We start from the raw sequence: 13902 nt of genomic DNA, 5'->3' as shown, positions 1-13902 counted from the left end.
ATGAAATTTGCACACTTTTTTATTCAAAGACCCATATTTGCCTCTATGTTATCGCTATTGATATTAATAGTAGGCGCAATTTCACTTTTACAGTTGCCTGTGAGTGAATATCCAGAGGTTGTCCCTCCTACAGTAGTAGTTACAGCAAACTATCCTGGTGCGAACCCAAAAGTAATCGCAGAAACAGTTGCTACGCCTCTGGAGCAAGAAATTAATGGTACAGAAAACATGTTATATATGTTTTCGCAGGCAACCAGTGACGGCAGAATGACATTGACCGTAACCTTTGCTTTAGGTACGGACTTGGACAAAGCTCAGGTTCAAATTCAAAACCGCGTCACTACAGCTTTGCCCCGATTACCAGAAGCCGTCCAACGGTTAGGAGTTGTTGCCGAAAAAGCCTCTCCTGATCTCACTATGGTTGTGCATATATATTCTCCAGATTCTAGCCGTGAAGTCAGTTATTTAGCTAACTACGCTAATTTAAACTTGAAAGATGAGATAGCTCGGCTCGGAGGCGTTGGTGATGTGCGCCTTTTCGGTGGTGACGAGTACTCAATGCGCTTGTGGTTAAATCCAGATGAGCTCGCTTCTAGAAATCTAACCGTAATGGACGTTGTCTCCGCCGTCCGATCTCAAAACCAACAGGTGGCAGCAGGCTCATTAGGTGCGCAACCAGCCGCTAATGAAAACCAATTCCAAGTTTTGTTGAACGTAAAGGGCCGTTTGGAGAATATTGATGAATTCAACGACATTGTAGTAAAAGTTGACGAAACAGGGGCTTTGACACGTCTTAAAGACGTTGCACGCGTAGAGCTAGGTCAAAACTCTTATGCACTGCGCGCCTTGTTAAATGGTAAACCAGCGGTGGCGATGCCCGTATTCCAGCGCCCTGGTGCTAATGCTATTGAGCTATCTAATCAGGTTCGCTCAACCATGGACCGTTTACAAGCAGCCTTTCCAGCTGGAGTTTCATATGAAATAGCCTACGACCCGACCGTCTTTGTTCGTGGATCGATAGACGCAGTGGTTCATACTCTGCTAGAGGCAATTGTACTAGTTGTTGTTGTAGTCATTTTGTTTTTGCAAACATGGCGCGCGTCTATCATCCCTATCATTGCGGTGCCTGTTTCATTAATCGGTACGTTCGCCGTAATGCAAATGCTCGGAGTATCGATTAACACGCTTTCGTTGTTTGGACTTGTTCTCGCCATAGGCATCGTCGTCGATGACGCCATTGTCGTCGTCGAAAACGTGGAACGGAACATCCATAATGGTCTTGCACCGCTAGAAGCAACGAAACAAGCAATGACCGAAGTTACCGGGCCAATTATTGCAATTGCTTTAGTGTTATGTGCGGTGTTCATCCCGACGACCTTTATTACAGGGTTATCCGGTCAGTTTTATAAGCAGTTCGCACTAACAATTACGATCTCGACGATTATTTCAGCAATTAACTCGTTGACGTTATCGCCTGCTTTATCAGCACTGCTATTACAAGATAAGAACGCAAAACCCGATCGGCTAACCAAGCTCTTGGATGCGGTTTTTGGTAAGTATGTTTTTGCGCCATTCAATAGAATTTTTGAGTATAGCTCGAACCAATATCAAGTTCTGGTCAAGAAGCTGATTCGTTTTAGCCTTGTTGTTGTGGTGGTATACATTGCGTTACTCGGGGGAACGGTTTCTCTATTCAAAGCGGTTCCTGGAGGATTCATTCCTCAACAAGATAAGCAGTATTTAGTTGCGATCGCCCAACTTCCAGATGCAGCAAGTTTAGATAGAACAGAGTCCGTTATTAAAGAAATGGAAAACCTCGCGCTGGCAACACCTGGCGTAGCACAAACCATTTCTTTCCCAGGCTTATCGGTCAATGGTTTTACTAACAGTCCGAATAGTGGCATCGTTTTTGTTACGCTTGAGGACTTCGATAAACGAAATGATCCAACTCTCGGAGCAAATGCGATTGTTGCATCTTTGAATAAGAGCTTTTCAATCATTGATGAAGCCTTCGTTGCGATTTTTCCACCACCACCAATCCAAGGACTTGGCTCTACTGGCGGCTTTAAACTTCAAATCGAAGACCGTGCGAACAAAGGGTTTGATGAGCTCTTCAAGCAATTGAACTTGATAATAAGTGAGGCATCAACAAGACCCGAGCTGATGGGATTATATTCTACATTTCGCATACAAGTGCCACAGATGGACATCCAAATAGATCGTGAACAAGCGATGCTGCAAGGTGTTCCTCTAGAGCAGGTTTTTGATGCGCTTCAAGTTTATTTAGGATCATTATACGTCAATGACTTCAATATGTTTGGTAGAACATACAAAGTGAATGCCCAGGCAGACATGAACTATCGTCTCGAACCTGACCAAATACTTAATTACAAAGTAAGAAATGCTGCCGGAAAAATGGTTCCTCTCGGCGCTGTACTGGAGATCATACCCACGATTGGGCCTGACCGCGTGATGCACTATAACGGCTACCCTAGTGCAGAACTAAACGGCAGTCCTGCTTTTGGTTACAGCTCTGACCAAGCCCAAACGGCTATTGAGGAAGTACTGGATCAAAACCTAGCAGAGGGAATGGTTTATGAATGGACTGATGTAACCTACCAGCAGATTTTGGCTGGTAACACGATGGTGTATATATTCCCACTTGTTGTTTTGTTAGTTTTCATGGTGCTAGCTTCGCAGTACGAGAGTTTAAAACTGCCATTCGCTATCATTTTGATCGTTCCTATGACCATTTTTTCTGCACTAGCAGGTGTTTGGTTCATTGGTGGTGACAACAATATATTCACGCAAATTGCTTTGATTGTCCTTGTGGCTCTAGCGTGTAAAAATGCCATCTTGATGGTGGAGTTCGCTAAAGAACTTAAAGACAATGGCCAAGATACCTTATCAGCGATTTTGGAAGCATGTCGTTTACGTCTTCGACCGATTCTAATGACATCAATTGCATTTACCGCTGGTGTTATTCCATTAATGATTGGTACAGGGGCCGGAGCGGAAATGCGACAAGCAATGGGTATTGCCGTATTCTCGGGTATGGTAGGCGTAACGGTATTTGGATTACTACTCACACCTGTTTTTTACATGTTAGTGAGTCGAAACAAAAAACGTCAAACACTATAACCATAATATAAATACTCATTTATATTCATACTAAAGGGAGCTATTGCTCCCTTTTCTTTTGGTTATTAAGTATATTAATAATTTCTAGACAGAGCAGCAGTTATACATGAAACTAATACGCTAATATCTAACCTGGATAAACATTGTGGATTTAGCAAATAAACTACACCTGCTTTTAGAAGTCTCTAAAGCTGGATCTTTTGCAAAAGCAGCAGATGGGATGAATATCGACCGCTCTGTTTTATCTAAACACATCAAGCAGTTAGAAGAGCACTTAGGCGTTAGGCTATTAAACAGAACAACTCGCTCTCTTTCATTAACACAAGTCGGCAAGCAAATAGTTGAAAAAGCAGACCAAATATCTCAACTCCTTGATGATACTCAACAAATAGCGGAGAACTTTCAGACTGAGCCTTCAGGGAAAGTACGAATTTCAAGCTCAACATTATTTGGAAAACTCTATCTACAACCTTCGATAGAGAAGTTTTTACATAAGTACCCAAAAGCAAGTGTTGAACTAATGCTAGATGATCTTCATGTAGACGTGATTAGAAGTAATTTTGATATTGCTTTTCGAATCGGACCTATGAGGGATTCATCAATGGTAGCAAGAAAATTAGCAAAAAATACGACTGCAATCATTGCTTCTCGAAATTTAATTGAAAAACATGGTAACCCAGAAACGCCTGATGAGTTAGTTAAGCTACCTTTTATTATTTATTCAAATGGTAATTTTATTGTCGATAAGCTTAAATTCTACGACAAAGCAAACTCAGATGGTTTAGATACATACCCAATATCAGGGTCATACATGGTAAATGAAGCTGAGCTAATAATTGAAAGCGTAAAGTCAGGTCTGGGCGCAGCACTTATAGGTCAATTTATGCTCCCTAACAACCTAGAGTCTTCTAATTTAGTTCAACTTTTACCAGAATATGAAACTCAAGATTTTGGTGATATTTATGCCATGTACTCACACCGTCAGCAATCACCATTGGTTAGGGCATTCATTGATATCGTTCAAGAAGAAATTGGCATACCACCAATATGGGAAAAGCATTTCAATAAAAGCTAGGTGATTCTATTTAACCAAAATTAACAGATAATAAAACATCAAATAAAATCAATAAGTTAAAACAGGAAAATTTAAGATTCATAGAAGTTTAATGTTAGGTGAATTAAGTTCCATTCTAAATGGCGCTTAATTCACTAAATATAAAACATTCTTGATTTATAATACTAACAAATCCATCACCTATACAAGTTACGATGTATATTAAAGAAAAACACACCTCGGTCACTAGTTTGTTAGTATATAAAATATCTTATCTTATTTTTTTGGTTATTTACACGTTAGCAACGATTTATTTTAGCGTACAAATGGACAAAAGCACATCGGAGAACTCTCTTATAGAAATGAATCAAATAGCATTTGTGCTTTTTTCATCGTTAATGTGTTTGTATAAATCTAAGGAATATCTTGAACTCAAACACATATTAGTAATAATGTCTTCATTTTTTATGGTTATATTCGTTAGAGAAATGGACTACCACATAGAGCAGTATTTCCCTCACGGTTCATGGAAGTATCCTGCTTGGATTATAATAGTCTCGGTCTGTTATTTTTGTTTTAATAATATAGTTAACATAAAAAATGAGGTAAAACTTTTCATTTCTCATTCTAGCTTCACGACATTAACGATTGGCTTTTTTATTGTTTTCTTATTCTCACGCTTTGCAGGGTATGGTGATTTTTGGGTCGAGTTCATGGGGAACTCATACAATAGAGACGTGAAAAACTTGGTCGAAGAAAGCTTAGAGTTACTAGGTTACGCGATACTTTTAAACGGTGTTTTACTTATTAAAGTAGAAAACCACTAAGTATAAACAAAAGTTCAGAGCTTGTAGTTCAAGATTTGAACTTTTTTTTGGTTAAAAAAAAGCAGCAAATATAATTTGCTGCAAATGATGAAAAAAACAATATGCGTAAGTTAACTTCCTAGCAATGGATGCGTTAACGAGTTAATAATAACGAACCGTAACAATTAAGTCTCGTTGAAAATAATCCATAAAGAATGGCATTTATTACACTGTTAATTATGTAACCTTATCTAATCTAGTTATCACACGCCGTCGTTTTTATATCTTATCTCTTTCCGTCAATAAATAGCTCTTCACATCAGATCCCATTTATCATCCCACAATAGTCGGATTCACAACAAAGCAATAAAAATCAATAAATTAGAAGTAGCCACTTAAAAAGTAAAAAGGAGTAAAAACGAAACTATGTCAGATAGCACATATTAAAGATCACCGGCTCTGAGTAGAAAACCGTTCATACTCGTTACGCATACAATCAATAAAGACTTCCATCGCCGGCGTCACACACTTCCCAGCATGATAAGCACAAAGTGGCTTGATCATCTGTGAAAATTCGGTGAACTCAAGCTCTTGTAAACTGCCCTCTTGCAACTCTTTTTCAACCGTAAAACGAGGTAAATAAGAGATACCAATATTACTCTCAACGCAATTTTTGATCGTATTAATACTGCTAAGTTCGATCATGTTGTCGATGCTAATATCACGCTCCTGAATAATGCTCTCAAACATCCGTCGAAAAAGGCACTTAGGGCCATTGCTTATAAACCCTAAATCAATATGTTGCTCTCTCTTCTTTAAATCTAGCCCTTTTAAAAGCGGTGAAGCAACCAATACCAGTGGCTCCTGCTCAAACTCGTGGACCTTGAGCGTATCGTCATTACCTACTCGATAAAACACACCTAAATCAGCTTTATCCGCTATCAACTCATCTCGAATCTGATAGCAATTTTGTGATTGCAGAGAGAGTCGGACATTGGGCGCTCTGATCCTGAACTCTTTTAAAACATTAGCCATCTTATAAGCAAGTTGAGTCTCAGCAACCAGCACTTTCAATTCACCGGTCGGCTCCGAGTTTTCTTGCTGTGCTGTTCCCTCAATATTTTCCATCACTCGCGCCAGTTCATAGACGTAAGGCAGTATCTTTTCTCCTGCTTGAGTCAAAACCATCTTACGCCCTATTTTTTCGAACAGCTGCAAAGACAGATCTTGTTCCAACTGCTTGATTTGAAAGGTGACGGTTGATTGCGTGCAATAAAGCTTCTGTGACGCTTTTAGAAACGATCCTTCTTCAACAATAGCTTTAAAAGTAAGAAAGCGTTTTAGATTCATGACTAGACTCCACAACCAACAGTTCAATAAATTAAAAGTCTAAGTTTTAATTTATTCAATTTTTTAATCAATTGTAGCGAAGTATAGTGCAGTAAAAACAGGAGAGATAGAGATGACCGCCATCTACACCGCATTTTTTACTTACGTAATCATTACTTCAATTACACCAGGGCCAAACAACATTTTATCGCTCAGCATCGCGACGCAATATGGACTAAAACGCTCAACAAAAGTGATTTCGGGGATGTTTTGTGGCTATGTTGTTTTGATGCTACTTTGTGGCGCTTTCACGTATAACATGATCAGCCTCTTGCCCGTGATTACACCTTGGCTAACATGGATTGGAGCAGCTTATATTGTTTGGTTGGCTTGGGGGCTTGCTACGAGTGAGATCAAAACTTCATCGGATAATTCTAAAGGTATCAGTTTCTTAACAGGTTTCGGTTTGCAGTTCGTTAATGTGAAAATCATTCTTTATGGAATGACCTCTATTTCTACGTTCGTACTGCCCCACACTCAGAATATCTACTGGATCTTAGCGACTAGCCTCATTCTTGCTTTGATCGCACTTCTTAGCAACGTAGTTTGGGCCGTTGCAGGAAAGCTACTTCAATCGCAATTCCAGAGATATGGCAAAGTCATCAATATGAGCTTAGCAGCAGCTCTGATCTATTGTGCGACACAGTTATTTACTTAAGTATATAGTTGATCATCAAAAACAATATTGCTCTTCAACTTAGACGACTACGTTTATGTGAAGAGCAAATTCTGCTCTACAAATCGCTGCGGTTTCTCGTGCCTTACTCGCTCCTCCCACTGCTTCATACGGCAGTTTTTGAAGAAGTAGATTCAACGTCACTTAATCAACCTAAAGATACGAAATCTTGTTTAGCTATACATACACGGCCTTGGCGACCTCGGCAATAACTAAGCATTACTTAGTATACACAAATCAGAAAAACTAAGATAATCTTAGTCATCCAAGTCCTTCGTATGAACATTAAGTGTTGTTTAATAATCCACTCCCAGCCCGCCTTAAGCATGCGCGTAAACAAGCGAATCTGTCCCAAAAAGCACTGGGCATCCGTATCGGCATGGATGATAGTTCTGCAAGTGCAAGGATGAATCAATACGAAAGGGAGCGCCATACTCCCGACGTAAAAACGCTCAAACTTATCGCAGATGAGCTAAACGTGCCTCTAAACTATTTTTTTTGTGAAGATGAAATCACCGCTGAACTTGCTGTGAATCTCCACAAGCTGTCAAATGATGACAAGCAAAGAGTGCTTGAGAGCACAGCCCAGCTGATTGCGGACGCAATCGCCACGAAGTCGAGTACGTAATTGGGATTAAACGCCTAAGAATACGTATCAATACCAAAGAATCAAAGAGCATAACTAAGGGTTCAACATGGCTACAACAAAAGCACTTGTGGTTTTTTCCGGTGGGCAGGACTCTACGACCTGCTTAATCGATGCATTAAATACATATGATGAAGTTCATGCTGTAACGTTTGATTATGGCCAGCGTCATTCAGATGAAATAGATATCGCTATCGAATTAGGTAAGCAACTTAACATCAAAAGCCACAAAGTCCTGGATGTAAAATCAATTAATGAGTTAGCGATAAGCTCGCTGACAAGAGACAACATTCCGGTATCTAATGACTTAAGCGACGCTAACGTACCCAATACATTCGTTCCAGGGAGAAACATTCTCTTTCTTACTTACGCATGTATCCATGCTTACCAGCTTGGCATTCAAGACATCATTACGGGAGTCTGCGAAACAGACTTTAGTGGTTACCCTGACTGCCGAGACAACTTTATTCGCTCTCTAAATCTCTCTTGCAATTTAGGTATGGATAAAGCCTTCAACATTAAGACTCCTTTAATGTGGCTTACTAAAGCCGAGACCTGGGCTCTAGCTGATAAGCACAATATGTTGGAGTTTGTCCAAAACAATACTTTAACATGTTACAACGGAATCGTTGGTAAAGGCTGTGGTGAATGCCCAGCGTGCCTACTGCGACAAAGCGGCTTAGAAGAATACTTAGCGAGCAAATAGTCTTTGTTAGCGGTAATAGCGCTGGGATAAAACCTTTTGCGTTAGCTTCTAAACGTTTTATCTCAGCGTGAAACTCCAGCCAACAGAGCTTCATTTTGATGCCGCCAGATTGGTGGCATCAATTAAATGCGAAACGATTGTCGAACCAAAGATAGCACCACACCACAGCAGCCAACACTGCTTAGCTTTTACAACGCTATAAATTGTTTAGATACATCGACAATGATTCCATAGCAAAGCTACCAACTGCATTACTCGCGAAACCGGGATTAGATAGAAAAGCCACTTCGAATGATGACGAGCCTCTCGTCTAAGCAATACTCAAATATTTATGAGTTTGAACAGACAAACGCCAATTGCGGGCAATACACGTATCAATACACAATTGCGTAGCACGAAGCTTCTGGCTAATTGGTTGTAGTGCAATGATAGTCTCAGCCGCTACGTTCGCATTTGCTAAAAGCTCATCAAGGTGGTCGATGTCTTTCTGGGTGCCGACTGGATGCTTAATCTCATTTGCCCGCTCTAACGCGCTATTAAGCACTGGTAATTTACCTTTCATTGCTACTTTTGGTGACACTGTCACCCACGTATTTTCTGAAGTAATCACTTCTGATGTGCCACTGGTTTCAATTTGGCATTGGCACCCCATATCTTCAAACGCCTTTGTTAAAGGGCGCAGATCATAAATACAAGGCTCTCCACCAGTAATCACGATATGCTTAGCATTAAAGCCTTGCTGTTGATATTGCTCTACGATGTTCTCGGCAGATGCAACACACCACGTCGGAGAATCTTCCGTTTTCACCAGAATATCGCCTATTTGACGTTGATCATTCTCATCTGCATACCACGTTTGTTTGGTATCGCACCATGAGCAACCAACCGGACACTCTTGAAGCCGAACAAAAACAGCAGGGACTCCAGTGAAAACCCCTTCCCCTTGGATGGTTTCAAACATCTCATTTAGCTTATACAACGCAGAACTCACTCAACTCATAACATTTCGAGGCGAAGACCATAATGGACACGCGTGTCTAGGTCAATTTAAACCAAAAATTAATTGTTAAAATAGACCATTTTGTAGTTTCATAGCGTAATGAATATAGGTTTCTGGTTAACGTTAAACCAAGCCTTATTCACTGACAGATCCCAAAAAACTTTAAGGTAAGAAATGATGTATAAACTGATCGCACTAGATATGGATGGCACGCTACTCAATAGTGATAAAGCCATTTCTGAAGAAAACAAACAAGCGATCGCAAAAGCTCGAGAAGCAGGCGTTACTGTCGTTCTCGCTTCTGGTCGCCCATTAGAAGGAATGCAAGACAAGCTCGACGAACTGAATATCCATTCCGATCGAGATTTTGTTCTTTACTACAACGGTTCGATGGTCAAGAACGTAGGCACAAACGACATCATCCACCAGCAAATCATAGATGGTAAAGCTGCAAAACTGGTGGCGCGAAAAGCCGAAGAGCTAGGTGCGTACGTCCATGCTTTTAGTCAAGTTCATGGTTTAATCACCAACGAGCACAACCCTTACACCGATATTGAAGCAAAGATAAATGGCTTAAATGTCACCGAGATGAACTTCGAATCACTAGAAGACGATCATCCAATCATCAAAGCTATGATGGTTGCAGAGCCAAGCAAACTAACAGAAGTTATAGCAGCACTGCCAGCTGAAATGCGCGAAGCGTTTACGGTTGTTCAAAGCGCTCCGTTTTTCCTTGAGTTTCTTAACCCTGCGAGCAACAAAGGTATTGGTGTTGCCGCAATTGCCGAGTATCTGGGAATTAAACCGGAAGAAGTTATCTGTATGGGTGACGCAGAAAATGACCACCACATGCTGAAATACGCTGGCCTTGGTATCGCGATGGCAAATGCAATGGAAGAAACCAAGCAAATCGCTGACTACATTACGGCAAGTAATGATGAGCACGGTGTCGCTAAAGCTATAGAAAAGTTCGTGCTCAATGCATAGCCCTTTCCGCCATGTCTGTTGCGTTAAGCTTCTTACGTTTAACACCCCTAGCCGTCCAAGATAGGCAAGCGGCGTTTTTCGTGGACTAAACGTGTAAAAGCCTTGCTGTAATGCAAGGCTTTGTTTTTACTCAAATACTAATAGATAACAAATACAGCCATCAATCTAGCAACGTTTTGCTCGGTTGGTTTTCACAAGTCAGCTTCCTTGCAAGCAGCATAAATAACAACATTAATAATGGATAATGTAACGTCGACAAGACTAATGACCACAAACCGCTAAACGATACGATATTAGCCGAGTACAAATAGAGTTGATCAACAAGCAACAATGCAAGCGTCACAAAGATCATCTGCCGAGTATCTAAATGTGCTTTCGACTCTTTAAATGTCATGACCAACGCTGATGCAGTGATTAAAATTGCTAGCCAGCGACCAAACACAGGTAATGGCCAGATGACGGAGATGACCGATGTTGCCGCAGTCATAATGAACCAGACGCCTTTTGAGCTTAGAACTTGATCAACGTTCACATCTTGATTTGTCTCCAGTCGAAGAACATGCCAAGCCACCAAGCTGCCTAACAGCGCGCCAAATAACATATCTAAAATAAAGGCACTGCCGAGGAAAAACTTACCTAACACCACAGTAAGAGTGATGAACACGAAGACTGCCGTTGTTCCATTCAAACCAAAATACTGGGTTCTATGAAACAAGAACGTCAGCACACAAAACCACACAGCGATAGGCAAGCTAGGAAAACTAAAGCCAAAGCTGTGCGTTAACTCCATCATTGGTATATAGACATGTGGGCGCGGTAGCGAAAAGCCTTGTTGAGCGACAAGCACCATAAGCGACGTTGCACTAATTGCGAAAAAGAGTCGGTACACAAACCGGCTACCAAAGCGCATCATGGCAAAAGGAAATAGAAAGAGTAGTACCGTCGGTTCTGTCAGATCTATAACGAGTTTCGAGATCTGACTAGCTACCTCGTAACTCGTTTCTGACAACGCCCCTACCCAACTCTGTAAATCTATCAGCCACGCCAATTCAACCTGACGAAATGAAGGCGCGGATTCGATCAACTGAGTCACATAAGATACTGATTGCTTGGTAGCTTGATCAAAAAACTGAGTGGCTTGTGGCCATTGCTCAGGATAACGATATAAAGATGATGGTAATTCAGATGGGCTAAGCAACATCGCTGACGCAACTTCTACTCCATAATGAGGGGCAAACCAAATAGGCAGTTCATTTCCACCTAAAGAATTATTCATAGAAAAAGCGATAATGTCAGAGTCTGATATACAGTCGTAAAAAACCGCAGTGTCCGTTCTGCCAAGCTCCTCTCCAACCGTAACCACTATACCGGTTTCTTCCCACGTTTCTCGTTGAGCAGCAACTTGTGGAGACTCACCATCAATGATGGTTCCGCCAGGTAGAGAAATCTTATCCGTTAATACTTCATGAACTAGCACTAACTTGTCATCAGCGCGAACAATACAGAGCGCTCCTTTAACTTCGCTCGCAGTGGCTTTAGCCGTAGAGATCGGTGAAACAGGTAACAAAATAAAACAAAGGATGAGTAATAACAGCTGTCTCAACACAAAATATGACCTTAAATAAACATAATGATAACCAATGAATCATGGCAGTTAACCTTATCTTTTTCGACAAAAATTAAGTAACGAGTTATGCCAAACTGAGTTGATCGCGTAAAACCCGATCTCAACGCTCACTGGAGAATAATTTAATGCAAACCTGACAAAGATCAGACAAAACATAAAATGTTGATCGCAATTCTGCCAGTTATATAAAGATAACGTCAGGACAAAGTCATACACATTTTGTGGGTTCTCATAGTTGACACAATAAAAAAGGGCTTATTATTCGCAAACAATAAACCCCAGTTATAATAACTATGTACTGATCGTTGAAACCAAGAATGAATCTTATCTCATGGTCAACGAATCAAATTCACTGGCCCGATCGTTAGTTAGACTTGCAATTCGCATCGCCTACTTTTTGCCAAACACCCCAAGGCCCTGAGTCTGCTGGATTATCACCTTGAGTCCACCACTGCGCTTGCCAAACTTTACCATTCCAAGTAACCGTATCTCCTTTGAGATACACTAAGCTGGCTTGCCATACAGTTGTACAGCTATCTGTGGGAGGCGTTGTCACCGTTTTCGCTTGAGCGGATACTAACGCTTGGTATTGTGTGCTGGTCTTATCAACGTTGAAGTTCAAAGCCACTCTTGCTTCTCCGCTCTGAGTAGCACCAAATTCAACATCAACACGACAACTTGCATTCATTGCTAACGTCGCCTGAGAGCACTGATCATTGGCAATAACAGCTGCATCAGTAACACCCGAAGCAAACGCGCGAACATTTTCCACAGTGAACGTGGTGTTCCCTGAATTCTGGATAACAAAGCTATGTTGCTGTAACTCCCCAACATTAAATGATGCCAGTGTCTGTTCGGTGGTGTATCCAACAGAAACATTCTCTTTTGGTGGTGTTGCTGTTCCGATAACACCATCGACAAAATTGCGCATAGCAGCGATATCGCTATAAACCCCATACATACCAGGACGAGCACAACCTATTCCCCAACTGACCACACCAAGTTGAGTAATTACACCACTGCGATTAATGACGATTGGACCACCACTATCTCCCTGACAAGAATCTATCCCACCTTGAGGAATACCCGCACAGAATGACACTTCTCCAACCGTTGTGTAGTTGCCACCGGCTTGACGGCAAGTCATATCCGACACAAGTGGGACGTCAACCTCTTGCAATCGAGACGGAGAGCTTCCTCCTTCAGAAGTTCGCCCTAAGCCAGCAACACTAAGCCAATCTCCGATGCTCGCGTATTGCGTTAGACTGCCATTCGCAATCTCAACTGAAGAAACACCTTGAGGCACAGAGTCGAGCTTCAATACCGCGAGGTCATGAGAAAGCGTCGCGCGGCGATATGCCGGGTGCATATGGATCTCACTGACGTTTGCACGAACACCGTCACTACCGTTATAAACAACGCCACCGATTTTAACCGCTATCTGATTCGGAGAATCACCCTCAACACAATGCGCAGCAGTCAGGACGTAACCATTCCCGATATAACTGGCCCCACAATATGATCGGTTACCATAACGACTAACAATTTGGGTGTAGAATTTCCAGTCACGTGGGTCGGCAGTTACTCCGCCTACGATCTGGGGTTGGATAGTATGATTTTGCGTCTGTGACAAATCATCAGCACTTGCGAACATTGGCAAAACGGCTAAAGCAAGTAACGATTTTGTTAGTTTCAAAATATTGTCCTCTTGTTTTTGTAAGCACGATCCTCGTGCTACTAATAAACAAGCAGACAAAAACGCCGATACCAATGTGGGTGCATATCAATTTGTTAACATTGCGAGCAACTTATAGAGAAAAGTCTATTGACGAACTGAATGATTTCAATTCGATAGAACCTAAATCACAAT

The 13902-nt window shown here is 41.3% G+C and carries 10 protein-coding genes; 6 read left to right on the top strand and 4 right to left on the bottom strand.

The annotated features are described in order from the left end of the window. Window positions 1-3141, top strand: a complete 3141-nt coding sequence (locus R7P67_RS14025) for an efflux RND transporter permease subunit (protein WP_064353961.1) — start codon at window positions 1-3, stop codon at window positions 3139-3141. Window positions 3142-3286: 145 nt separating this feature from the next. Continuing rightward, window positions 3287-4216, top strand: coding sequence for a LysR family transcriptional regulator (locus R7P67_RS14020; protein ID WP_064353962.1), 930 nt, complete (start codon window positions 3287-3289; stop codon window positions 4214-4216). A gap of 1235 nt (window positions 4217-5451) precedes the next feature. Here R7P67_RS14020 and R7P67_RS14015 read toward each other — a convergent pair. Next, the gene (locus R7P67_RS14015; RefSeq protein WP_025768138.1) at window positions 5452-6351 is read right to left on the bottom strand and encodes a LysR family transcriptional regulator; all 900 of its coding nucleotides are present in this window, start codon (window positions 6349-6351) and stop codon (window positions 5452-5454) included. A 112-nt stretch (window positions 6352-6463) separates the two neighbouring features. Between R7P67_RS14015 and eamB the strand changes: the two genes are divergently transcribed. The 3 genes from eamB to queC all read left to right on the top strand — a co-directional run bounded on the left by eamB (window position 6464) and on the right by queC (window position 8418). Continuing rightward, the gene (eamB, locus tag R7P67_RS14010) at window positions 6464-7048 is read left to right on the top strand and encodes a cysteine/O-acetylserine transporter (protein WP_151514819.1); all 585 of its coding nucleotides are present in this window, start codon (window positions 6464-6466) and stop codon (window positions 7046-7048) included. A gap of 307 nt (window positions 7049-7355) precedes the next feature. After that, window positions 7356-7694: a helix-turn-helix domain-containing protein gene (locus R7P67_RS14005; protein ID WP_005388200.1), complete on the top strand. Its 339-nt coding sequence runs from the start codon at window positions 7356-7358 to the stop codon at window positions 7692-7694. A gap of 67 nt (window positions 7695-7761) precedes the next feature. Further along, window positions 7762-8418 (top strand): 7-cyano-7-deazaguanine synthase QueC, encoded by a 657-nt coding sequence (queC, locus tag R7P67_RS14000; protein ID WP_318086009.1) that lies wholly within the window; start codon window positions 7762-7764, stop codon window positions 8416-8418. A gap of 310 nt (window positions 8419-8728) precedes the next feature. On the opposite strand, the gene queE is transcribed toward queC, so the two are convergent. After that, window positions 8729-9379, bottom strand: coding sequence for a 7-carboxy-7-deazaguanine synthase QueE (queE, locus tag R7P67_RS13995; RefSeq protein ID WP_053307054.1), 651 nt, complete (start codon window positions 9377-9379; stop codon window positions 8729-8731). Window positions 9380-9595: 216 nt separating this feature from the next. On the opposite strand from queE, the gene R7P67_RS13990 reads away from it, so the two are divergent. Continuing rightward, entirely contained in the window at window positions 9596-10405 is an 810-nt protein-coding gene (locus R7P67_RS13990; protein ID WP_017821691.1) for a Cof-type HAD-IIB family hydrolase, read from the top strand. Between the two features lie 160 nt (window positions 10406-10565). On the opposite strand, the gene R7P67_RS13985 is transcribed toward R7P67_RS13990, so the two are convergent. Together R7P67_RS13985 and R7P67_RS13980 are read right to left on the bottom strand one after the other, a co-directional pair. Beyond that, window positions 10566-12011: a bifunctional NUDIX hydrolase/phosphatase PAP2 family protein gene (locus tag R7P67_RS13985; protein ID WP_017633779.1), complete on the bottom strand. Its 1446-nt coding sequence runs from the start codon at window positions 12009-12011 to the stop codon at window positions 10566-10568. Window positions 12012-12396: 385 nt separating this feature from the next. Then, window positions 12397-13728, bottom strand: coding sequence for a trypsin-like serine protease (locus R7P67_RS13980; RefSeq protein WP_132937114.1), 1332 nt, complete (start codon window positions 13726-13728; stop codon window positions 12397-12399). Window positions 13729-13902 lie beyond the last annotated feature (174 nt).

Source organism: Vibrio sp. Vb0937 (genome assembly GCF_033338855.1).
Note: the sequence above shows the minus strand (reverse complement) of the source record. Positions and strands in the feature narration are given on the sequence as shown.